The organism is Variovorax sp. GW821-FHT09D07 (assembly GCF_059416345.1).
Window position 1 is genome coordinate 640,677 of sequence record NZ_JBWKOY010000003.1, and the last position, 22,579, is coordinate 663,255.

23 protein-coding genes are annotated in these 22,579 nt (G+C 69.2%); 8 read left to right on the forward strand and 15 right to left on the reverse strand.

The window, feature by feature from the left end:
* Positions 1–11: 11 nt before the first annotated feature.
* From AC07OX_RS14415 to AC07OX_RS14450, 8 genes are all read right to left on the reverse strand, one after another.
* Entirely contained in the window at positions 12–1,964 is a 1,953-nt protein-coding gene (locus AC07OX_RS14415; RefSeq protein WP_495261866.1) for an acyl-CoA synthetase, read from the reverse strand.
* Positions 1,965–2,010: 46 nt separating this feature from the next.
* Positions 2,011–3,009, reverse strand: coding sequence for a Bug family tripartite tricarboxylate transporter substrate binding protein (locus AC07OX_RS14420; protein WP_307635933.1), 999 nt, complete (start codon positions 3,007–3,009; stop codon positions 2,011–2,013).
* A gap of 44 nt (positions 3,010–3,053) precedes the next feature.
* Positions 3,054–4,262 carry a CaiB/BaiF CoA transferase family protein gene (locus AC07OX_RS14425; protein ID WP_307695654.1) on the reverse strand — a complete coding sequence of 403 codons (1,209 nt, stop codon included), beginning with the start codon at positions 4,260–4,262 and terminating at the stop codon, positions 3,054–3,056.
* A 73-nt stretch (positions 4,263–4,335) separates the two neighbouring features.
* Positions 4,336–5,151, reverse strand: coding sequence for an oxepin-CoA hydrolase, alternative type (locus tag AC07OX_RS14430; RefSeq protein ID WP_495261867.1), 816 nt, complete (start codon positions 5,149–5,151; stop codon positions 4,336–4,338).
* Positions 5,148–6,290: an acyl-CoA dehydrogenase family protein gene (locus AC07OX_RS14435; RefSeq protein ID WP_495261868.1), complete on the reverse strand. Its 1,143-nt coding sequence runs from the start codon at positions 6,288–6,290 to the stop codon at positions 5,148–5,150. Before AC07OX_RS14435 ends, AC07OX_RS14430 begins: the two co-directional genes overlap by 4 nt.
* Before the next feature lie 11 nt (positions 6,291–6,301).
* Positions 6,302–7,510 carry an acyl-CoA dehydrogenase family protein gene (locus AC07OX_RS14440; RefSeq protein WP_062478554.1) on the reverse strand — a complete coding sequence of 403 codons (1,209 nt, stop codon included), beginning with the start codon at positions 7,508–7,510 and terminating at the stop codon, positions 6,302–6,304.
* A 17-nt stretch (positions 7,511–7,527) separates the two neighbouring features.
* On the reverse strand, positions 7,528–8,718 hold the full coding sequence (locus AC07OX_RS14445; RefSeq protein ID WP_495261869.1) for an acetyl-CoA C-acyltransferase: 1,191 nt from the start codon (positions 8,716–8,718) through the stop codon (positions 7,528–7,530).
* Between the two features lie 32 nt (positions 8,719–8,750).
* Positions 8,751–10,886 carry a 3-hydroxyacyl-CoA dehydrogenase NAD-binding domain-containing protein gene (locus tag AC07OX_RS14450; RefSeq protein WP_495261870.1) on the reverse strand — a complete coding sequence of 712 codons (2,136 nt, stop codon included), beginning with the start codon at positions 10,884–10,886 and terminating at the stop codon, positions 8,751–8,753.
* 157 nt (positions 10,887–11,043) lie between these two features.
* Between AC07OX_RS14450 and AC07OX_RS14455 the strand changes: the two genes are divergently transcribed.
* Positions 11,044–11,961: a LysR family transcriptional regulator gene (locus AC07OX_RS14455; RefSeq protein ID WP_062478562.1), complete on the forward strand. Its 918-nt coding sequence runs from the start codon at positions 11,044–11,046 to the stop codon at positions 11,959–11,961.
* Here the strand turns inward: AC07OX_RS14455 and AC07OX_RS14460 are convergent.
* Entirely contained in the window at positions 11,946–12,188 is a 243-nt protein-coding gene (locus AC07OX_RS14460) for a hypothetical protein (RefSeq protein WP_495261871.1), read from the reverse strand. The genes AC07OX_RS14455 and AC07OX_RS14460 overlap by 16 nt on opposite strands.
* A 47-nt stretch (positions 12,189–12,235) precedes the next feature.
* Entirely contained in the window at positions 12,236–12,574 is a 339-nt protein-coding gene (locus tag AC07OX_RS14465) for a Rieske (2Fe-2S) protein (protein WP_070060176.1), read from the reverse strand.
* A gap of 176 nt (positions 12,575–12,750) precedes the next feature.
* Here AC07OX_RS14465 and AC07OX_RS14470 point away from each other — a divergent pair, with 176 nt between their 5' ends.
* The 7 genes from AC07OX_RS14470 to htpX all read left to right on the forward strand — a co-directional run bounded on the left by AC07OX_RS14470 (position 12,751) and on the right by htpX (position 18,030).
* Positions 12,751–13,494, forward strand: a complete 744-nt coding sequence (locus AC07OX_RS14470) for a peptidoglycan-binding protein (protein WP_495261872.1) — start codon at positions 12,751–12,753, stop codon at positions 13,492–13,494.
* Positions 13,495–13,642: 148 nt separating this feature from the next.
* On the forward strand, positions 13,643–13,852 hold the full coding sequence (locus AC07OX_RS14475; protein ID WP_495261873.1) for a YgaP family membrane protein: 210 nt from the start codon (positions 13,643–13,645) through the stop codon (positions 13,850–13,852).
* 3 nt (positions 13,853–13,855) lie between these two features.
* Positions 13,856–14,377 (forward strand): RNA polymerase sigma factor, encoded by a 522-nt coding sequence (locus AC07OX_RS14480; RefSeq protein ID WP_062478577.1) that lies wholly within the window; start codon positions 13,856–13,858, stop codon positions 14,375–14,377.
* 45 nt (positions 14,378–14,422) lie between these two features.
* Complete coding sequence (pyrC, locus tag AC07OX_RS14485) at positions 14,423–15,454, forward strand: dihydroorotase (protein WP_070060172.1); 1,032 nt, start codon at positions 14,423–14,425, stop codon at positions 15,452–15,454.
* Positions 15,451–16,269 carry an NYN domain-containing protein gene (locus AC07OX_RS14490; RefSeq protein WP_307635922.1) on the forward strand — a complete coding sequence of 273 codons (819 nt, stop codon included), beginning with the start codon at positions 15,451–15,453 and terminating at the stop codon, positions 16,267–16,269. The genes pyrC and AC07OX_RS14490 overlap by 4 nt, the downstream gene beginning before the upstream one ends.
* A complete protein-coding gene (locus AC07OX_RS14495) occupies positions 16,245–17,009 on the forward strand; it encodes a DUF3025 domain-containing protein (RefSeq protein ID WP_495261874.1) in 765 nt (254 codons plus the stop codon). Before AC07OX_RS14490 ends, AC07OX_RS14495 begins: the two co-directional genes overlap by 25 nt.
* 148 nt (positions 17,010–17,157) lie before the next feature.
* The gene (gene htpX / locus AC07OX_RS14500) at positions 17,158–18,030 is read left to right on the forward strand and encodes a protease HtpX (protein WP_056575841.1); all 873 of its coding nucleotides are present in this window, start codon (positions 17,158–17,160) and stop codon (positions 18,028–18,030) included.
* A gap of 91 nt (positions 18,031–18,121) precedes the next feature.
* On the opposite strand, the gene AC07OX_RS14505 is transcribed toward htpX, so the two are convergent.
* The 5 genes from AC07OX_RS14505 to AC07OX_RS14525 form a co-directional block, all read right to left on the reverse strand.
* A complete protein-coding gene (locus tag AC07OX_RS14505; RefSeq protein WP_070060168.1) occupies positions 18,122–18,667 on the reverse strand; it encodes a hypothetical protein in 546 nt (181 codons plus the stop codon).
* Entirely contained in the window at positions 18,664–19,107 is a 444-nt protein-coding gene (locus AC07OX_RS14510) for a hypothetical protein (RefSeq protein WP_070060167.1), read from the reverse strand. Before AC07OX_RS14510 ends, AC07OX_RS14505 begins: the two co-directional genes overlap by 4 nt.
* Positions 19,108–19,252: 145 nt before the next feature.
* The gene (locus tag AC07OX_RS14515) at positions 19,253–20,263 is read right to left on the reverse strand and encodes a ProQ/FinO family protein (protein WP_495261875.1); all 1,011 of its coding nucleotides are present in this window, start codon (positions 20,261–20,263) and stop codon (positions 19,253–19,255) included.
* Between the two features lie 110 nt (positions 20,264–20,373).
* Positions 20,374–20,931: a VUT family protein gene (locus AC07OX_RS14520; RefSeq protein ID WP_139701420.1), complete on the reverse strand. Its 558-nt coding sequence runs from the start codon at positions 20,929–20,931 to the stop codon at positions 20,374–20,376.
* Positions 20,932–20,933: 2 nt separating this feature from the next.
* Entirely contained in the window at positions 20,934–22,559 is a 1,626-nt protein-coding gene (locus AC07OX_RS14525; RefSeq protein WP_495261876.1) for an NAD(P)/FAD-dependent oxidoreductase, read from the reverse strand.
* Positions 22,560–22,579: the final 20 nt, after the last annotated feature.

Below are 22,579 nucleotides of genomic sequence, written 5' to 3' on the forward strand. Positions count from 1 at the left end.
AAGCAGGCCGGTCACTTCAGCGCGATGCGCGTCTTGAAGGGCAGCGGCTCCAGGGCCTTCTGCAGCCGCTCCTGCAGTGCCGCGGCTTGTGCGCCCGTTGCGGCGGCGTCGATCTGCACATGCACGAGGCTTTCGCCTTCCGTGGTCACCGCCGGCCGTGCCGCATCGCTCAGGCCGAGTGCCGTGCAAACCTCGGCGACCGTGGCCGCCACCACCTGCCGCGCGGCCATGGCGCGCAGCTCGGGCTTGTAGATCTTGCCGACGTTGGTCATGGGCATCGTGGCGATCACCGACACCCACTTGGGGCGCGCGGGCGCTTCGTCGACACGCGCTGACGTGAAGGCCAGCAGCTCGTCCTCGGTGGCCGAGGCGCCGGGCACCAGCGTCGCGAAGATCACGGGCAGCTCGCCCGCGTAGGCATCGGGCGCACCGACTGCGGCGCACAGCTGCACGGCGGGGTGCGCGCCCAGTGCGTCTTCGATGGTCTTGGGGTCGATGTTGTGGCCGCTGCGGATGATCAGGTCCTTCGAGCGGCCTGTGAGGTGCAGCCGCTCTTCGGCGTCCATCCAGCCCAGGTCGCCGGTCGCGAGCCAGCCGTCGGCCGTGAAGGCCTTGGCGTTGTCGGCCGGATCGACGAAACCCGAGAAGACGTTGGGCGACTTGAACAGCACCATGCCGGTCTCGCCTTGCGCCACCTCGCGGTCGCTGGCGTTGCCGTTCTCGTCGAGCGCCACGATGCGCACCTGCGCATAGGGCAGGCGAAAGCCGACGCAGCCCGCGGGCCCGTTCACGCCGGGCGGCGTGATGGTCGAGATGCCGGCCATCTCGGTCATGCCCAGGCTCTCGTGCACGTGCAGGCCGAACAGGCGCTCGAAGCGCGCGGCCAGCTCGGGCGACAGCACGGCGGCGCCGGTGCGGCAGTAGGTGATGGAGGAGATGTCGGCGCCGTCCAGCGGCACGTTGGCCAGCGCGGCGAGCACCGTGGGCACGGCCGACAGCGAGGTCGGGCGGTACTTCTCGACCAGCTTCCAGTAGTTGGCCAGCACCTCCTTGTTGCGCAGCAGCGAGGGCGTCGGAATGATCACCTCCACGCCCGCCGACAGCGACGAGAGCGAGGCCGGCAGCACGCCCGCCACATGGAACAGCGGGTAGCCGTTGATCGAGATGCCCTGCTCGTTCATGCCCGCCAGCTGCACGCTGGCCCAGGCGGTGAACACCTGCGCGCCGTGGCTGTGGCGCGCGAGCTTGGGCGCGCCCGTGGTGCCGCCGGTGTGGAAGTAGGCGGCGATGTCGGTGGGCGCGATGTCGCGGCCGCTCACGAGGCGGTCGCTCGGTTGCGCGGCGCGCAGCACGTCGAACTCGGCCACGCCCTCGGGCAACGCACCTGCAGCACCCGGCGCTTCGTCGTGCGGCGCCACGCGCAGCACGGTGGTGAGCGTGGGCACCTGGCCGCGCAGGCGCATCGCCTTCGACCACATGCCCGATTCTGCGTCCGAGCCGTAGGCGATCAGCACCTTGGCGCGCGCTGCGGTCATCAGTGCGACCAGCTTCTCGTCGGTGAGCAGCGGGTTCAGCGGCTGCACGATGCCGGCGGCCTCGCCGCCCCACAGCGCCAGGTGGTACTCGAGGCAACCGGGCAGCAGCACCGCCACAGCATCGTCAGGCCCCACGCCCAGCGTGTGCAGCAGGTTCGCGGTCTGGTGGATGCCCGCGAGCAGCTGCGCGTACGACCAGCGGATGGGTTCATCCGCCGGGTTGCCGCTGCGCAGGAAGGTGAGCGCGGTCTTGTCGCCGAAGGCCGCGCCGGAATTGCGGAAGAGCTCGTAGGTGCTGCGCACCGTGAGCGCTTCGTCGAGCGGCGTTGCTTCGAGCGCGCGGATGTCGGCGAGCCCGCGCACCGGGAACCGGGGGCGGAACGGTGTGCCGATGACGTTGTTGTTGTTCTTGTCGTTGCCTGTTGTCATGTTGTCTCCTTGAGGGGTCTTGCCGGCTGCGGACGGAGGCCGTGTCTTACTGGTTCGTGATCTTGTTGTCGCGAATGACCTTGCCCCAGCGCTCGAAGTCCTGGCGCATGCGCGTGGCGGTCTGTTCCGGCGTGCCGTAGGCCGCGAAGGAGCCCACGCTCTGCAGCTTCTCGCCGACTTCCTTGTCGGCCAGCGCCTTCTTCAGCTCGGCGCTCATGCGGTCGACCACGGCCTGCGGCGTGCCGGCCGGGGCCAGCAGTCCGCCCCACGAGGTGGCGTCGAAGCCGGGGAAGCCCTGCTCGGCCACGGTCTTCACGTCGGGCAGCAGGCTCACGCGCTTGCCCGAGCCCACGGCGATCGGGCGCAGCGTGCCGGCGCGGATGTGCGGGATCACGGCCACGAGGTCGGAGAACATCGCCGGCACTTGGCCGCCGATGAGGTCGGTCACGGCCGGGGCGCTGCCGCGGTAGGGCACGTGCTGCATCTCGAACTTGCCGATGTTCTTCAGCTGCTCGGTCGTCAGGTGGCCGAAGCTGCCGGCGCCGGCGGTCGTGTAGTTGAGCTTGCCGCCGTCGGCCTTGGCCTTGGCGATCAGGTCCTGCAGGCCGTTCACGCCGGGCAGCGCCTTCGGGTTCACCACCATCACGATCGGCAGGTCGTACACCGTGCCCACGGGCGTGAAGTTCTTGAAGATGTCGTAGGGCACGGTGCCGTACAGGTGCGAGGCCAGCAGCGTCGGCGTGGCCAGCATCACGAAGGTGTAGCCGTCGGGTGCGGCCTTGGCCGCGAAGGCCGCGCCGATGGTGCCCGAGGCGCCGCTGCGGTTGTCGACCAGGATGTTCTGCTTGAGCGACAGGGACATCTTCTGCGCCACGATGCGCGAGGCCACGTCGGTCGGGCCGCCGGGCGGGAAGGGCACGACCAGCGTGATCGGCTTGGTCGGCCAGGCTTGGGCGAAGGCGCTGCCGGCCAGCAGGGGAAGGGCCAGCGCGAGCAGGGCGCGGCGCACGGGGTTGCGGGGGGTACGGAGGAACGGGAAGGCCATGGATTTCTCTTCAGGGATGCGGGCGTTGTCTTCGCTGTGTGCGATCAGACGACGCCATTCGTTTTCAGCGCTGCCAGCTTTTCATCCGACAGGCCGAGCAGGGACTTCAGCACGTCGTGCGTGCCTTCGCCCAAAGTGGGCGGCGCGCTGCGCACGGGCAGGCGCTCGCCATCGAAACGGTAGGGCGGCGCCAGCACATTGACTTCGCCGGCCACCGGGTGCGGCTGCTTGGTGACCAGGCCGGCGTCGGTCGCGCGCGGGGAGTTCAATGCTTCCAGCAGGCCCAGCACTTCGCCGCAGGGAATGCCCGAGGCGTTGAGCTTTTCGAGCAGCGCGGCGCGCGGGCGCTTCGCGAGTTCGGCGGTCAGCTCGGGCAGCAGCGCCGCGCGGTTGGCCGAGCGCAGGATGTTGGTCTTGAAGCGTTCGTCTGCGGCGAGGTCGGGGCGTTCGATCACTTCGGTGCAGAAGCGCGAGAACTGCGCGTTGTTGCCCACGGTGATCACCAGCGGGCCGTCGGCCGCGTCGAACACGCCGTAGGGCACGATCGACGGGTGCGAGTTGCCATAGCGCGGCGGGTCTTCGCCCATCAGCAGCGCCTCGAGGCCGTAGTAGGCGGTGATCATCAGGCCGCAGTCGAACAGCGCCATCTCGATGTGGCGGCCGGTGCCGGTCTTCTCGCGCTGGTAGAGCGCGGCCAGCACGGCCTGCGCCGAGTACATGCCGGTGAACAGGTCGACGGCGGCCACGCCGAACTTCAGCGGCGGCTGGTTGGCTTCGCCGTTCAGCGCCATCAGGCCGGCCTCGCCCTGCACCACGAGGTCGTAGCCGGGGCGTGCGGCCTCGGGGCCGGTGCGGTCGTAGCCCGAGATCGAGCAGTAGATCAGGCCCGGGTTCTCCTTGCGCAGCTGTTCGTAGCCCAGGCCCAGCTTGTCGATGCCGCCGAACTTGAAGTTCTGCAGCACCACGTCGCACTGCTTGGCGAGGTCGCGCGCGATCTGCTGGCCCTCGGGCGTCTGCAGGTCGAGCGTGACGGAGCGCTTGTTGCGGTTCACGCTGTTGAAGTAGGCGGTCTCGGTCTTGCCCACGCGCAGGCCCCAGTCGCGCGTGTCGTCGCCGCGGCCCGGGTGCTCGACCTTGATCACCTCGGCGCCCATGTCGGCCAGCACCATGCCGCACCAGGGGCCGGCAAGGATGCGGGACAGATCGAGGACGCGCACGCCGGCGAGCGGCAGCGAGGAATTCAGCGAGGGCATGGGAACAACTCCAGGAAAACGAAAGACCCCCGCATCTGCATCGGCATGCACACGCGGGGAGGGGCTCGGCGCGTCAGGACGCGTCGGGCTTGGGGGCGTGGCGCAACGCGACGAAGTCGGCCTTGCGCTTGCCGAGGAAGGCGCCGATGCCTTCGGCGGCCTCGGCATCGGCCTGCGACGCCACCATGTAGACCGCTTCGGCCTCGAGTTGTTCCTCGAGCGTCGCACGATGGGCCTGGCGGCACAGCGTCTTGATGCGTGCGCTCGCGCGCTGCGGGCCGTTGGCCACCTTGGCCGCGAGCGCGATGGCTTCGGCCAGCGCGCCGCCCTTGTCGGTCAGGCGGTTCACCGCGCCCATCGCGTGCAGGCGCTCGGCCGTGAGGCGGTCGCCGGTGAGGCACAGCTCGGTGAGCAGCTGGCGCGAGACGAACTCCGCGAGGAAGGCCGTGGCGCCGCCGTCGGGCGTGAGGCCGACCTTGACGTAGGCCACCGTGTAGAACGCATCGCGCGCTGACACCAGCATGTCGCAGGCCAGCGCCATCGACAGGCCCGCGCCGGCCGCGCCGCCTTCGACGGCCGCGATCACGGGCTTGCCGCAGTCGCGGATCGCGCGGATCAGGTCGTGCAGGCCTTCGAGCTTCTCGCGGCGTTCGGCCTCGGGCAGTTCGCGGCGCTTGGCCAGCAGGTTCAGGTCGCCGCCCGAGCAGAAGAAGTCGCCCGCGCCGGTGAAGACGATGGCGCCCACCTCGGGGTCGTTCTGCGCGTCGGTGAGCGCGGCGGAGAGTTCGGCGTACAGCGTCGGCGTGATCGCGTTGCGCGCGGCCGGGTTGCTGTTGGTCAGGATGCGGACCGAGCCTTCCTGCGAGATGAGGACGGTCTTGTCCGTCATGCCGCGACCTCTTTGCCCAGAGCGATGTAGCGCTGCAGGTGGTGGTCTTCGTCGCCGAGCTGGTGGTCGATCATCACGAGGCGCTTGGCGTAGTGGGGCAGCGGCAGCTCCCAGGTCATGCCGATGCCGCCGTGCATCTGGATGCTTTCTTCGGCCACCAGCGCGCCGATGCGGCCGATGCTGAACTTGGCGGCCGACAGCGCGCGCTCGCGCGCCACGCGGTCGCTGCCGTCGATGGCGGCGGCGGCGTTGATCACGGCCGAGCGGGCCTGTTCGATCTCCAGCAGCAGGTCGGCCATGCGGTGCTGCAGGGCCTGGAAGCTGCCGATGAGGATGCCGAACTGCTTGCGCGTGCGCAGGTACTCGAGCGTGGCGGTCTTGGCGGCTTCCATCGCGCCCAGGGCTTCGGCGCACAGCGCGAGCACGCCGCGGCCGATGGCGCGTTCCAGCGTGGCGGCGCCCTGGCCTTCGGCGCCCAGCAGCGCGTCGGCGCCGAGCGTCACGCCGTCGAGCGTGAGTTCGGCCACGCGGCCGCCGTCGATGGCGGGGCAGCCGCGCACGGTGAGGCCCGCGGTCTTGGCGGGCACGAGGAACAGCGAGATGCCGGCTTCGTCGTCCACATGGCCCGAGGTGCGGGCCGACACGAGGAACAGGTCGGCCTGCTCGCCCTGCGGCACCACGGCCTTGGCGCCTTTCAGCACCCAGCCGTCGCCACGGCGCTCGGCCTTCGTGGCCACGCGCGTGCGTTCGTAGTGCGTGTCGGCTTCATCGTGCGCAAAGGCCGCCACGGTCACGCCGTTGACGATGTCGCCGATCTTCTCTTTCTGCGCGTCGCTGCCGGCGGCGCTGATCGCCTCGCCGACCATCACGGCGCCCAGCAGCGGCTCGACCACGAGGCCGCGGCCCAGCGCTTCGAAGACCACGGCGATGTCGAAGCCGCTGCCGCCGAAGCCGCCGTCGGCCTCGCTGAACAGCGCGCCGATCACGCCGAGCTCGGCGAAGTTCTGGAAGATTTCCTTGCTGAAACCGTGCGCCGACTTCGCGATGCGGTCGCGCGCATCGAAGGCGTACTGCTCGGCGATGAAGCGGTTCAGGCTGTCGGCGAGCATGCGCCGGTCTTCGGTGTGTTCGAAGTTCATTGCATCTCTCCTTACAGGCCCAGGATCATCTTGCTGATGATGTTCTTCTGGATTTCGTTCGAGCCGCCGAAGATCGACAGCTTGCGGTTGTTGAAGTAGCGCGAGGCGGCAGCCTTGGCGTAGGCCGGGCCGAAGGTCTCGCCGGTGAAGCCGTCCTGCAGCGCTTCGGCGACGAAGGGTCGGCCGTACACGCCCATGGCGCGGCGCGCGAGCGACGAGATTTCCTGGCGGATCTCGGTGCCGCGAATCTTCAGCATCGAGCTTTCCGCACCGGGCACGCCGCCGCCGGCCACCGCCGCGATCACGCGCAGGTTGGTGGTCTTCATGTTCTCCAGATCGATCTCGACACGCGCCAGGCGCGCCGCGAAGGCCGGGTCGTCCGCGAGCGGCTTGCCGTTCTTGGTCTGCGAGGCGGCGATGCCCTTGAGCTGTTCGAGTGCGGCCACCGAGAAGCCCACGCCCGCGATGTTGGTGCGCTCGTAGGTCAGCAGGTACTTGGCGCAGGTCCAGCCCTTGTTCTCTTCGCCCACGAGGTTCTCGGCGGGCACGCGCACGTCGGAGAAGAACACCTCGTTGACTTCATGCTCGCCGTCCAGCGTGATGATCGGACGCACTTCCACGCCGGGCGAGGTCATGTCGACCAAGAGGAAGCTGATGCCTTCCTGCTTCTTCGCCTCGCGGTTGGTGCGCACCAGGCAGAAGATCATGTTGGCGTGCTGGCCCAGCGTGGTCCAGGTCTTCTGGCCGTTCACGATGTAGTGGTCGCCCTGCGCGTCGATGCCGCGCACGGCCGTGGTCTTCACCGCGGCCAGGTCGGAGCCCGCGCCGGGTTCCGAGTAGCCCTGGCACCACCAGTCGGCGCCGCTCAGGATGCGCGGCAGCCAGTAGCTCTTCTGCGCTTCGTTGCCGTACTTGATGAGCACCGGGCCCAGCATGTTGACGCCGAAGGGCACGATGCGCGGCGCGAAGGCCAGCGCGCATTCGTTCTCGAAGATGAACTTCTCGACCGCGGTCCAGCCGGGGCCGCCGTACTGCTCGGGCCAGTGGTTGGCGAGCCAGCCGCGCTCGTTCAGGATGGCGTGCCATTCCTGCATGTCGGCCTTTTCCAGGATCTTGCCGCTGCGCACCTTGTCGGACAGCCGCGCAGGCAGCTTGTTCGCCAGGAAGGTGCGCACTTCGCTGCGGAAGGCTTCTTCTTCGGTCGTGAAGTTCAGGTCCATCGCGGACTCCTCAATGATCAGTAAATTTCGAACAGGCCCGCGGCGCCCATGCCGCCGGCGATGCACATCGTGACCACGGCGTACTTGGCGCCGCGGCGCTTGCCTTCGAGCAGCACGTGGCCCGTGAGGCGCGCGCCGGTCATGCCGAAGGGGTGGCCGATGGAGATCGCGCCGCCGTTCACGTTCAGGCGTTCCGACGGAATGCCCAGCTTCTCCTGGCAGTAGATCGACTGCGAGGCGAAGGCTTCGTTGAGTTCCCACAGGTCGATGTCCTGCACCTTCAGGCCGTGGCGCGCGAGCAGCTTGGGCACGGCGAAGACCGGGCCGATGCCCATCTCGTCGGGCTCGCAACCGGCCAGCGCCAGACCGCGGAACGCGCCCAGCGGCTTCAGGTTGGCGCGCTCGGCGTCCTTGGCTTCCATCATCACGCAGGCCGAGGCGCCGTCGGACAGCTGCGAGGCGTTGCCGGCGGTGATGAACTTGTCGTCGCCCATCACGGGCTTGAGCTTGGCCAGCGCCTCGTAGGTGGTGCCGCGGCGGTTGCAGTTGTCTTCCGTGGCGGTGACTTCGCGGTGGGAGATCTCCTTGGTCTCCTTGTCGGTCACGGCCATCGTGGTGGTGCAGGCCACGATCTCGTCCTTGTAGCGGCCGGCCAGCTGCGCCTCTTCGGTCTTGCGCTGGCTCTCGGCCGAGAAGCGGTCCTGCGCTTCGCGGCTGATGTTGTAGCGCTTGGCGACGATGTCGGCGGTGTCGATCATCGCCATGTAGAGCTCGGGCTTGTGCTCGACGATCCACGGGTCCAGGCTGAGGTCGCCGCCATCGCCGGGGCTGCGGCCGCGGATCTGCGAGATGCTTTCCACGCCGCCCGCGATCATGGCCGGCGCACCGTCCACCACGATGCGGCCGGCGGCCATGGCGATCGCCTGCAGGCCCGAGGCGCAGAAGCGGTTCACGGTGGTGCCGGCGATGCTGATGGGCAGGCCTGAGCGGATGATCGACTGGCGCGCGATGTTGCGCCCGGTGGTGCCTTCGGGGTAGCCGCAGCCGAGGATCGCGTCCTCGATCAGGGCCGGGTCCAGGCCCGAGCGCTCGACCGCGGCCTTCACCGCGAACGAGGCCAGCGTGGCGCCGGAGGTGATGTTGAATTCGCCGCGGTGCGCCTTGGTGAGCGGGGTGCGGGCGGTAGAAACGATGACGGCTTCACGCATGGGGTTGTCTCCTGGACGGTGGGCTCTAACGGTTACTCGGATTGATTCAGGCTGGCGAAATCGGCGCCGCGTTCGACCAGCTCCACGAGCAGCGGCGACGGCTTCCAGAAGATCGGGTCGGCCTTGGCGAACTCGCGGATGTCGGCGAGCACCTGGGGCAGGCCCACGGTGTCGGCGTACTTCATGGGGCCGCCGCGGTGGCGCGGGAAGCCGTAGCCATAGAGGAAGGTCACGTCCACGTCGAGCGGGCGCAGCGCGATGCGCTGCAGCACGACATTGGCGCCTTCGTTGACCATGGCGGCCATGTAGCGGCGCATGATTTCTTCTTCGGTGAAGCTGCGCGGCGTGATGCCGGCGCGCACGCGCTCGGCGTCGATGATGGCCAGCACCTCGGGGTCGGGCACGCCGGTGCGCGCGCCTTCGGGGTACAGGTAGTAGCCGCGCTGCGTCTTCTGGCCGAACCAGCCGCGCTCGCAGATGCGGTCGGCCACCTGCACGTAGCGCGCCTGCGGGTCGCGCGTGGCGGCCTTGCGCTTGCGCGTGGCCCAGCCGATGTCGCCGCCGGCCAGGTCGGACACCTGGAACGGGCCCATCGGATAGCCGAAGTTGCGCACGGCCGCGTCGATGTCGTAGGGCGAGGCGCCGTCTTCCATCATGTGGTCGGCGGCCTGGCGGTACACGGCCAGGATGCGGTTGCCGATGAAGCCGTCGCACACGCCGGCGCGCACGGGCACCTTCTTGAGCTTCTTGGCGAGTTCGAAGCCGGTGGCGACCACGTCGGCGCTCACCTTGGCGGGCACCACGATCTCCAGCAGTTTCATGATGTTGGCCGGCGAGAAGAAGTGCAGGCCCACCACGTCCTGCGGACGCGAGATGCTGGCGGCGATCTCGTCGATGTCCAGGTACGAGGTGTTGGTGGCGAGCACGGCGCCCTTCTTGCACACGCGGTCGAGTTCGGCGAACACGGCCTTCTTGACACCCATCTCTTCGAACACGGCCTCGACCACGATGTCGACGTTGGCGAAGGCGTCGTAGCTGGTCGAGCCCGAAAAGCGCGCCATCACGGCGGCCTTGGCCTCGGGCGTCATGCGGCCCTTGGTGATGAGGCCGTCGTACACCTTCTCGACGTGCGCACGGCCGCGCGCCAGGCTGGGCTCGTCGCGCTCGACCATGGTCACGGGCAGGCCCGCGTCGAGCATGGCCACGGCGATGCCCGCACCCATGGTGCCGCCGCCCACGATGCCGGCCGAGGTGAGCGGGCGCGGGCTGGCCGAGCGGGTCTCGGGCGCCTTCAGCACTTCGCGCTCGGCGAAGAAGGCGTGGATCAGGCCGGCGCGCTGCGGGCTGTCGATGCACTGCAGGAACAGCTTGCGTTCCAGCGCCATGCCTTCGTCGAAGGGCAGCGTGAGCGCGCCTTCGACCGCTTCGATGATCTTCATCGGCGAGAACAGGCCGCGGCTCTTCTTGGCGGTGTCGGCGCGCGCGGCGTCGAGCGCGGCGCGGGCTGCGTCGGTGTCGGCCAGGCCGGCGGCTTCGCGCGTGCGGCGCACCGGGGCGTTGGCGGCGACCAGTTCCTGCGCGTAGGCGAGGCCTTCGGCGCGGGCGTCGGCTTCAGCGCCGAGGCGGTCGACGAGGCCGAGCGACAGCGCTTCCTTGGCGCCCGCATGACGGCCGCTGAGCATCAGCTCGAGCGCGGGCTTCACGCCGATGAGGCGCGGCGCGCGCTGCGTGCCGCCCGAGCCGGGCAGCAGGCCCAGCGCCACCTCGGGCAGGCCCAGCTTGGCGGTGGGCGCGGCGAGGCGGTAGTGCGCTGACAGCGCAATCTCCAGCCCGCCGCCGAGCGCGGCGCCGTGGATGGCGGCGACCACCGGCTTGGTGCAGTTCTCGATCTTCAGGCAGACCTCGGGCAGCGAGGGTTGCTGCGGCGCCTGGCCGAACTCGCGGATGTCCGCGCCGGCGATGAAGTTGCGGCCCGCGCCGACGATCAGCACGGCCTTGGCGCCGCTGTCGGCCTCGGCCGCGTCGATGGCGGCGGCCAGGCCGCGGCGCACGTCCACGCCCAGGGCGTTGACGGGCGGGTTGTCGATGGTCACCACACACACGTCGCCTTGACGCTGGAAGGTGACGGGACCGTTGGACGTGGAAGGGCTGGGAGTGGGGGTGGCCATGTGCGTGTCGCTTGTCTCTTGCTTGCGTGGCAGGCCCTCGTGAAGTCTCGAGGGGTCCGGGGCTCTGGGGAGCCCTGCATTCTTGGCCGGCATCGCTGCTTTGACAATTGCATAGGTGGTTGACAGACTGTCAAAGAATTTTTGACACAATCCGCCCATGGACCTGCAATCGCTCACCCTGCTGGTAGAAATCCTTGACGCGGGCAACCTGAGCGCGGCGGCGCGCCGGCTCAAGATGACCCGTGCCAACGTCAGCTACCACCTGAACCAGCTGGAGCGCTCGGTGGGCGCGCAGCTGATCCGGCGCACCACCCGGCGCGCCGAGCCCACCGAGATCGGGCTGCGGCTGTACCAGCACGGGGTGGCCATCCAGGGCGAGCTGCTGGCGGCGCGCGAGTCGGTCACCGCGCTGGGCGAGGGCCTGCAGGGCCGCGTGCGCCTGAGCGTGCCCAGCGGCTACGGCCAGCTCGTGATGGCCGACTGGCTCATCGACTTCAAGCGCCAGTACCCCGGCATCGTGCTCGACGTGGTGTTCGAGAACCGCATCGAAGACCTGCTGCGCGACGAGGTCGACATCGCCATCCGCGTGATCCCCGAGCCGCCGCAGAACCTCGTGGCGCGCGAGATGGGGCCGGTGCGCTACGTGGCTTGCGCCACGCGCGCCTACGCCGAGCGGCACCCGCTGCCCGTGCAACTGGACGCGCTGCGCGCCACGCCGGTGGTCACGGCCGCCGTCATCGGACGGCAGCTGCGCATCTCGGCCTACCAGGGCGAGACGCGGCGCGAGGTGATCCTGGAGCCCACGCTGATCTCGGAAAACTTTCTGTTCCTGCGCCAGGCCATCCTCGCGGGCCTGGGCGTGGGCCTCGTGCCCGACTACGTGGTGCAGGAAGACGTGCGCCGCGGCGACGTGGTGACCACGCTGGACGACTGGCGCCTGTCGATCTTCGGCACCCAGATGTTCATGCTCTACATGCCGAACCGCCAGCACACGCGGGCGATCCGGACGTTCATCGATTTCATCCTGGCGCGGGTGCGGCCGGAAGAAGCCGAAGAAGCTCAGTCGCAGCGGTAGACGACTTCCCCCGCCGGCACACCCTGCGCCGGCACCTCCGACAGCGTGCTGCTCAAGAAGCGCATCGGCGCGCCGAAGTTGCGGCAGTAGTTCTCGGCGTCCTGCGCGGTGGGCGACTTGAACACGCCGTCGGCCAGGAAGGTGACGCGCGGCGCAGGCCGCGAGACGCAGCCCGCGCCGATGAGCAGGGCCGGAACGAGGACGGAGACAGCAGCGTATCGGCGCATGGGGCAGGGCGGAGAGAAGAGGCCGCGACTGTAGCCGCTTGGCGGCGTCAGTCGGCCAGCCACACGCTGCCGTCCGCCGCCTCGCGCAGCGCCAGCGGCGTGAGGCGCGCGCCACGGCAGGGGCCGCCCACGCAGCGCCCGGTGTCGGGCTCGAAGATCGCGCCGTGCCGCGCGCACATCAGGTAGCGCCCGGAGCTTTCGAGGATCTGGCCTTCGAAATCGAGCGGGCCGCCGGCGTGCGGACACTGGTTCAGGTAGCCGTGCACGGCGCCCTGCCAGCGCACCGCGAAGGCCGGCGCGCCGCCGGGCGCGGTGAACAGGGCCGCGAGACCGCCGTCGGCGAGTTCGGTGGCGATGGGCTGGGCGGTCGGGGCGGGCGCGGTCATGGGGAGCGAGCCTACCAAGGTCCGCTGCGGGGGCTGTCGCTGGGGGGAAACCTACGTGGCATCACATGTTCCGGCTATGTCATCCGACCAATAGACGCAGGGGCGTGCCGTTTTCACAATGCATCCGCTCGCTTTCATTCGTCCGTGCATCCTTGTGTCAAGGGGGATTCCCACCGATGAGCACGCTGAAACAGGGCTGGCGCGGGGCCGATGTCCGTCGCCTGCAGGAGGCCCTGAACCGCAAGCTGCAACCCAGCCCCGCCCTCGTACCCGATGGCGACTACGGCCCCGTCACCCGGGCGGCCGTGCTGCGCTTGCAGGCCGCGCACTGGCTGTGCGAGGACGGCGAAGCCGGCCCCTGCACCCGCAACGTGGCCTTCGACAACGAAACCCACGCGCCGCTGCTGCACCCCGTGGCGCTGATTCCGCAGCCCGCGCCCGCGCTGTGCTGGGCGGCGGCCACCGCGATGCTCACGCGCGCCACCGTGCAGACCGTGGTCGCGCGCACGCCCTCGGAGCTGATGGGCGCCGACGGTGCCTTGCGCCGCCGCGTGGACAGCGACCGCCATGCGCAGGGCAGCCGCGATGACGACGACGACAACCGCCGCTTCGCCGCCGCGCACGGCCTCACGCTGCGGCCCCACGGCCCGTGGACCGTCGCCGCGCTGCGCACCGCGCTGCACGCGGGGCCGCTGATGTTCGACCTGCGCTGGGGCGCCAAGGGCGGCGCGCCTGTCGGCCAGCCGGGCCACATGGTCGTGCTCGCGGGCATCCGCGGCGACAACGACCCCGGCGGGGGCGGCACCACGCTGCGCCTGTTCGATCCCTGGCCGCCGGGCCGGGGCGCGCGCAGCTCGACCAGCCATGTGCGCTGGATGCAGGCCGTGGCCGAGCGCGTCTGCGGGGTGTTCCAGCGGTAGTGGCGCCTGGCTGCGGTGGCCGTTGGCACCGGTGCATGAAAAAATCCTGACTTTCCGCGAACCGTTTCGGCGGGTGGCCGCCTCTTTCCATGCGGGAGGGGCGTTCTGTTCCTCCGCATTCACACGTCACGGATCGAAGGAAACCACCATGCTCTACGTCAAGAACCTCCCTGGTTGGGAACGCGCTCTGCGCATCGCCCTGGGCCTTATCGGCCTCGCCTTCGCCGCCCTGAACTGGCCGGCGGATGCCATGGCCGTCGCGGTCGGCCTCATGGGCGCGATGCTGGCCCTCACCGGGCTGGTCGGCTTCTGCCCGATGTGCGCGATGGTCGGGCGCACCCTCGACAAGGGCCGCTGACCCATGGCCACCGCAGCGATCGACCGCACCTGCCTGATCCTGGCCGCGCAGACCGGCGACCCCGTCGCCCTCGAGGGCCTGCTCGCCGCCTGCCAGACCGACGCGCGCCGCTACGCCCGCCGGCACTGCCAGGCCAGCGACGTGGACGACGCCGTGCAGGAATCGCTGCTGGTGGTCGCGCGCCGCGTGCGCGGGCTGCAGGCGGCCGCGGCGTTCTCGTCGTGGCTGTTCACCGTCATCCGGCGCGAATGCCTGCGCCTGCAGCGCGCGATGTTCCGCCACGACCCGCTCGACGAAGACACCGTCGAGCGCCAGCTCGCGGCCCGCAGCGACCACGCGCTGCGCATCGACCTGGCCCATGCGCTCGAATCGCTGCCGGCGCACTACCGCGAGGTCGTGCTGCTGCGCGACTTCGAGGAACTCACCATCGCCGAGATCGCCGAGCGCCTGGGCGAGCCGCCGGGCGCCGTGAAGAGCCGGCTGCACCGGGCGCGCCTGCTGGTGCGCGAGTACCTGCTGGGGTAGCCCGGGGGTGCTCCAGTCGAGGGGCGATGCGACAATCTCGCCGCAATGACAGACACCCTCACGATCACCCGCCCAGACGATTGGCACCTGCACGTGCGCGATGGCGCCGCCCTCGAAGCCGTCGTGCCCCACAGCGCCCGCCAGTTCGGCCGCGCGCTGATCATGCCGAACCTGCGTCCGCCCGTGACCACCGCCGCCCAGGCCGTGGCCTACCGCGACCGCATCCGCGCCGCCGTGCCCGCGGGCACGTCCTTCGAGCCCGTGATGTCGCTCTACCTGACCGACAAGCTGCCGCCCGAAGAAATCGCGCTGGCTGCCGAAGCCGGCGTGCGCGCGCTCAAGCTCTACCCGGCCGGCGCCACCACCAACAGCGATGCCGGCGTGACCGACATCCGCAAGACCTACAAGACGCTCGAGGCCATGCAGAAGCACGGCCTGCTGCTGCTGGTGCATGGCGAGGTGACCGACCCCGCCATCGACCTGTTCGACCGCGAAGCCGTGTTCGTCGACCGCGTGATGATCCCGCTGCGCCGCGACTTCCCCGAACTCAAGGTGGTGTTCGAGCACCTCACCACCAAGGAAGGCGCCCACTACGTGCGCGACGCCGACCGCTTCACGGCCGCCACCATCACGGCGCACCACCTGCTGTACAACCGCAACGCCATCTTCACCGGCGGCATCCGCCCGCACTACTACTGCCTGCCCGTGCTCAAGCGCGAGACGCACCGCGTCGCGCTGGTCGAGGCGGCCACCAGCGGCAGCGACCGCTTCTTCCTGGGCACCGACAGCGCGCCGCACCCCGCGCACCTGAAGGAACATGCACTGGGCTGCGCCGGCTGCTACACCGCGCTCACCGCCATCGAGCTGTACGCCGAGGCCTTCGACAGCGTGAACGCACTCGACAAGCTCGAAGGCTTCGCCAGCTTCCACGGCCCCGACTTCTACGACCTGCCGCGCCACACCGACACCATCACGCTGAAGCGCGAAACCTGGACCCTGCCCGAGACCGTGCCCTACGGCGAAGCCACGCTCAAGCCGCTGCGCGGTGGCGAGACGGTGAACTGGAAGCTCGCATGACGGCGCCGGTGCCCCTGTCGTCGCTGCGCGTGATGCTGCTGATCGACGCCGACAACGTCTCGGCCGACGTGATCGAGCAGGCCGTGCAGCGCACGATGGAGGACTACGGCGCCATCCACGTGCGCCGCGCCTACTGCAACGCCGAGATGGCCGTGAACCGCCAGGCGCTGTTCAAGCGGCTGTCGGTGCGGCCCATGGTGAACCTGTCGGCTGGCAAGAACAGCACCGACATCGCGCTGGCCGTCGACGCCATCGACCTCGTGATCGCCGAGCGGCCCGACGTGGTGGTGCTGGTGTCGTCCGACTCCGACTTCGCGCCGCTCGTGATCCGCCTGCGCGAAAAGGGCTGCCGCGTCTGTGGCATCGGCCAGCAGGGCAAGACTGGCGAAGAGACCGTCGGCATCTACGACAGCTTCATCGACCTCGCGCACCACGGCATCAAGCCGGCCGTGCGCACCGCACCAGCCAAGAAGGTGGCGGCTGCGAAGAAGACGCCGGCCGCGAAGACAGCCCCCGCGAAGAAGGCTGCGGCCAAGACCGCGCGCAAGACGGCGGCAAAGACGGCCAAGCCGGTGGCACCGCCACCGCCGCAGCAGCCTGAAATTTCCGAAGCCGCCGAGTTCATCCTGCAGGCCGTGCCCGCGCTGCGCCGTGGCACCGACGTGCCGCTCAACGACGTGGCCAAGGCCCTGCGCACCGCTGGCCTGCTCAGCAAGAGCGGCAGCTCGCTCAAGCTGTTCGACAAGCTCACGGGCGAGTTCGCGGTGATGCAGCATCCCGACCGCATCCGATGGACGGGGGCGCCCGCGCCTTGACCCCGGGCCTGCCGGCGGTCGCGGCCATCGAGTGGGCCGCACCCTGGCTGGCGCCGTACCGTGATCCCGGCGAAGCCGTGGCACGGGCCGTTGCACAGAGCGGCACCGTCGCCGCCGCGCTGCAGGCGGCCAAGCCACCCGCCGTGCCCGACTTCGTCACGCAGGACGCGCTGCCCGAGGGCCAGGCCTACGAGGCCCACATCTTCCGCACGCGCACCGTGCCCACGCGCGACAACCTGCACGACTTCTTCAACGGCCTGGTCTGGCTGGCCTTTCCCGAAACCAAGCGCCGGCTCAACGAGCTGCAGGCCACCGAGATCGCACGCGCCGGCGTCGGCGCCACGCGCGGGCCGCTGCGCGATGCGCTCACGCTGTTCGACGAGAACGGTGCGGTGCTCGATGCACCGCCCGCGCTGTGGGAGGCGCTGGTGGCGCGCGACTGGCAGGCGTTGTTCGTCACGCGGCGCGCGCTCTGGGCGCAGACCCGGCTGCGCGTGTTCGGCCATGCGCTGCTCGAAAAGCTGGTGGTGCCGCGCAAGGCCGCGACCGCGCATGTGCTGTTGCTGCCTGCAGCCGAAGGTCCGCTCGGCGATGCGGCTTTGGCGCGCTGCCTCACACCCGAATACATGGCACGCAAGCCCTTCGCACCGCTGCCGGTGCTCGGCGTTCCGGGGTGGTGCGGCGCCAACGAAACACCCGATTACTACGACGATCCGAAGGTCTTCCGGCCCCTTTCGTAGAACTTTTACTCCTATCATTGCTCTACCGCACGCCACCGCGCCGCGTCCGTCACAACCTACGACAACAGCGGTCACCCCGGCCGGACAGGCTTGAAGCGGGCCTTGTGGCCCTCATCTGGTCGGCAGTGTTCCCCACGGAGAATTCAACTTGAAACGTATCCTTCTGTTCGTCCTGACCAACGTGATGGTCGTCGCGGTGCTCGGCGTGGTCGCCAGCCTGCTCGGCGTCAACCGCTTTCTCACGGCCAACGGGCTCAACCTGACGGCGCTGCTCGGCTTTGCGCTGGTCATGGGTTTCGGCGGCGCGATCATCTCGCTGCTCATCAGCAAGCCCATGGCCAAGTGGACGGCCGGCCTGCGCATGATCGACAACCCCCAGTCGCCCGACGAGGCCTGGATCGTCGGCACCGTGCGCAAGTTCGCCGACAAGGCCGGCATCGGCATGCCCGAGGTCGGCATCTTCGAAGGCGAGCCCAATGCCTTTGCCACCGGCGCGTTCAAGAACTCGTCACTCGTGGCTGTGTCCACCGGCCTGCTGCAGGGCATGACGCGTGAAGAAGTCGAGGCCGTCATCGGCCACGAAGTCGCGCACATCGCCAACGGCGACATGGTCACGATGACGCTGATCCAGGGCGTGATGAACACCTTCGTCGTGTTCCTCTCGCGCGTGATCGGCTATGCGGTCGACAGCTTCCTGCGCCGCGGCGACGACCGCTCGTCGGGCCCCGGCATCGGCTACTACGTGAGCACCATCGTGCTGGACATCGTGCTCGGCTTCGCCGCCGCGATCGTGGTGGCCTGGTTCTCGCGCCAGCGCGAGTTCCGCGCCGACGCCGGCGCCGCCGCACTCATGGGCAACCGCCAGCCGATGATGAACGCACTCGCCCGCCTGGGCGGCCTGCCGGCCGGCGAACTGCCCAAGGCCGTGGAAGCCATGGGCATCACGGGCGCGATGGGCAAGCTGTTTGCCACGCACCCGCCGATCGAAGAGCGCATCGCGGCGCTGCAGAACGCGCGCTGAGCACAGACAGGCCGCGCAGCGGCACAAAGAAAAAGGGGCTGGTGATTCACCAGCCCCTTTTTCATTCACCGAAGAACGGTGTGTCGTTCGCTCAGAGGTTGAGCGCCGAGACGGCTTCCAGGCCCTGCTTGATGTTGTTGCGCGCGGCACCTTCCACCGACATGCGCAGGCGGGTCGTGCCGACGAGCGAGTCGAACGCGCCGCCCGTGTAGGTCGACTTGATGACCTGGCGCATCGCCACCGACTTGTCGGAGGTCTTGATGAGCGACCAGCCCGCTTCCATGTCGACCGTGAACGCGGCGCCGAACGTGGGCTTGGTCAGCTTGACGATCGAGACCGACAGCTCGTAGTCGCCGCTCTTGCCCTTGACGACTTCCTTGAACAGGGCCGATTGCGTGACCGACTTCTCGATGGCGGCACCCAGGTCTTCGTTGGTGATGTCCGAGCTCCAGAGCGGGTTCGTTTCATTGCCGCCGCCGGTCTTCACCGACACCGAGTAGGGCAGCTTCTTGCTCGAAGCGATGCTGGTGGGCGTCATGGCCTCGCGGTTGGCCGATGAGGCGCAGCCCGCGAGCACGACGACGACGGAGAGAACGGCCAGGGCGCCTGCGCGGCGAAGGGTGGTGGTGTTGATCATTTGGTCTTGTCCGATTCTTTGAAGATGTTGCCGACCACTTCGTCGACCATTTCGGGCGGCGAGAGGCGTGTGAGGGAGGTGTGGAGCGAATTGCCGGTGGCCAACGGGTAGTCGGACTTCGGTTCGCGGATCGTGACGGTGAGCTCGACGAGGTACATGGTGATGTCCCACATCCACTTGTCGACGTAGGTGACGACAGCGTCGACTGGCTCGGGGGGCTTGGCTTCTTCCGTGACCTCGAAACCGCGTTTGCGCAGATTGCCGGCAATCAGCTTCTGGAGCGTGCCGTCTTCACCCTCGAGCTTTCTGACCTGCACCACGCGCAGCTTGTCGAGATTTGCCGAGGGATCGACGGTCGCTGTTGCGCGGTTGACCGCGCAGCCGCTCGCGAACACGGAAACAGCCACGGCTGCGAGAAGCAGCCTGATGACTCTTTTCAAATGAACTTCTCCTCCGCCCGGAATGGGCCGAAGGAATGTAGCTGGAAATGTGTAGAAACGTTTCCTGAGCACCGATCCCTGGCGAAAAATTCGCCGCGCCGCAGTCAGACTGCACAGTTGCAGCCTTCTGGGCGCTTCAGGCCGTTCAATTGCCGGTGGTGGCAGGCTCGTCGGACGCGGGCGTGTCCGGTGCGGATTCGGCGGCTTGCGGCGCAGCTTCTGGTACTGCTTCCGGTGCCGCTGCGGCCGCAGCGGCGGCGGCCTCTGCCGCAGCCTCGGCCCGCTTCTTGTCGTCCCGCACGCGCTGCAGCGTGCGCGTCACGTCGCCGGGCTTCATGCCGTACATGTCGGCGAACTCCTGTTCGCTGCGGCCGCTGGCTTCGAAGGCGCGCAGCAGGGCTTCGCGCTTGGCGGCCTGCTGGGCGAGTTCGGCCAGGGCTTCGTCGACGACGGCGTTGTTGTTGGCGTCGCGCGAGCGCACCAGCACGGCATAGGCCTCGTGGTCGAGGCCCGAGGCTTCGATGGCCTTGGCGATGCGCGTCACCAGCTGCGGGCGCAGGTCTTCGCCGGGGTTGCGGTGCGAGCGGCGGCGGTGCAGCTCGAGGATGGCGTGGTGCACGTGCTCGGGTGCGACCGGGTCGAGCGCGTTGCCGTCCAGGTCGTGGCGCGCATGGCCGGCGGCCACGCTCTCGAGGTAGCGCGTGGAGCGCGCATGCTGGCCCATCGCGATCTTCAGGTCTTCGGCCTTGAAGTCTTCGGGATGGCGCGCGATCAGCTCCTCGTACACGCCGAGCTTCAGTGGCACGAAGCGCGCGCCGAACAGCTGCGGGTACAGCTCGAACAGGCGCTCGAGCACCGGATTGACCTTGCGCGGTGCGCGCTGGGCTTCGGGCTGTTGTTGCTGTTGCGGCTGCTGTCCGCGCGGCTTGCGCCCTTGTTGCGGCTGCTGCTGCCCATGCGGGCGCTGTTGCTTGGCGCGCGGCGGCCGTTGTTGCTGCTGTTGCGCGGGGGCGGTGGGCTGCGTTGCCGACGCGTCAGCGCCTGCGTCGGTGCCCGTGCCGGCCTTCAGCTGCTGCAGCTGCTCGGCCATGTCCGGGCGCTGGCGCCGTGCGTTGCGCGAGTTCGTGTTCGGGGCGGCGGTGGATGCGTCGGTCATACGGAAGGCTCGGCGATGGGCGCGAGGGATGGAAAGAGAAGAAAAGGAACAACCGGTCCCGCGCGGTCAGCGCGGCCGGAACATCCTGCGGGTATTGTCAGGGCGGATGGTCATGCGCGTGCAGCGCCTCGGTCACCTCGGTCAGGGACCTGCCGCCCGATCAGCAGCCGGAACGGCAGCAGCATCAGCACGCCGACACCGAGCTTCACGCCCAGGTCGCCGAGCGCCCAGGTGAGCCAGGGGCCGTCGGTGCCCGCGAAGGCGATGCCCCAGAAGACGATGCTGTCGAGCACGGCCGCGATCACCGTGGCCACGAGCGGCGCGCGCCACCACAGGCCGCGGCGCAGCCGGTCGAACACGCGGATGTCGAGCAGCTGCGAGGCGATGAAGGCCAGGCCCGAGGCGGCGGCGATGCGCGCCGGTGCGAGCAGCAGCGACACCGCCACGGCCACCGCGAAGCCGACCCAGGCCACGCGACGCGCCATGCCGGGGCCGAAGCGCCGGTTGACGAGGTCGCTCACGAGGTAGGCCACCGGATAGGTGAAGGCGCCCCAGGTGAGCCAGTCGTTGATGGCGAACTGCACCAGGAGGTTGGACGCGAGCACCACGGCGGCCATCGCCAGCGTGGCGACGGCCAGCTGGCCGGTGGTGGGACGGTGGAAGTGCATCGTCAAACCGTGCTGCCGAGCACGCTGCGCGCCACGGCCTCGGCCACCTTGATGCCGTCCACGCCGGCCGACAGGATGCCGCCCGCGTAGCTCGCGCCTTCGCCGGCCGGGTAGAGGCCGCGCACGTTGAGGCTCTGGAAGTCGTCGCCGCGCGTGATGCGGATGGGCGACGAGGTGCGCGTTTCCACGCCGGTGAGCACGGCGTCGTGCGTGTCGAAGCCCTTGATCTTGCGACCGAAGGCGGGAAAGGCTTCGCGCATCGCCTCGATGGCGTAGGCGGGCAGGGCCTGGTGCAGGTCGGTCGGCGTCACGCCGGGCTTGTACGACGGGATGATGCTGCCGAGCGCGGTCGAGGGCTTGCCGGCGATGAAGTCGCCCACCAGCTGGCCGGGCGCGTGGTAGTTGCTGCCGCCGAGCACGTAGGCGTTGCTTTCGAGCTGGCGCTGCAGCGCGATGCCCGCGAGCGCATCGCCCGGGAAGTCCTTCGGGTCGATGCCCACCACGATGCCCGCGTTGGCGTTGCGCTCGTTGCGCGAGTACTGGCTCATGCCGTTGGTGACCACGCGGCCCGGCTCGCTGGTGGCCGCGACCACGGTGCCGCCGGGGCACATGCAGAAGCTGTAGACCGAGCGGCCGTTGCTGGCGTGGTGCACCAGCTTGTAGTCGGCCGCGCCCAGCAGCGGATGGCCCGCGTGGCGGCCCCAGCGGGCGCGGTCGATGAGGCCCTGCGGGTGCTCGACACGGAAGCCGATGGAGAAGGGCTTGGCCTCGATGTGCACGCCGCGGGCGTGCAGCATCTCGAAGGTGTCGCGCGAGCTGTGGCCCAGCGCCATCACGACGTGGTCGGCGCGCAGTTCGCTGCTCTGGCCCGTCGTCTGGTCGAGCACGGTGAGGCCGCGCAGGTGACCCTCTTCGATGTGCACGTCGGTCACGCGCTGCTCGAAGCGGATCTCGCCGCCGAGCGCGACGATCTGCTCGCGGATGTTCTCGACCACCTTCACCAGCTTGAAGGTGCCGATGTGCGGATGCGCGACGTACAAGATTTCGGGGGGCGCGCCGGCCTTCACGAACTCTTCCATCACCTTGCGGCCGAGAAAGCGCGGGTCCTTGATCTGGCTGTAGAGCTTGCCGTCCGAGAAGGTGCCGGCGCCGCCTTCGCCGAACTGCACGTTCGACTCGGGGTTGAGCACGCTCTTGCGCCACAGGCCCCAGGTGTCGCGGGTGCGCTGGCGCACGGTCTTGCCGCGTTCGAGCACGATGGGCTTGAAGCCCATCTTCGCGAGCATCAGCGCCGCGAAGATGCCGCAGGGGCCGAAGCCGATCACCACGGGCCGCGTCGCGTTCGCAGGCGCCTGGCCCGGCGGCGTGTAGCGCATGTCGGGCGCGGGCTGGATGTGCGGGTGGCTGGCGTGCTTGGCGAGCAGCGCGGCTTCGAGCGCCGCGTCGGCCAGCTGCACGTCGCAGATGTAGACCGTGAGCAGGTCGACCTTGCGGGCGTCGAAGCTGCGCTTGTAGACGGTGTGGGAGGCGATCGCGTCAGGCGGAACGTCGAGCGTCCGGGCGATCAGGGTGGCCAGCGCCTCTGGGGCGTGGTCGAGCGGGAGTTTGAGTTCGGAGATTCGCAGCATGTCGTGGGGCTTGTGGTTAT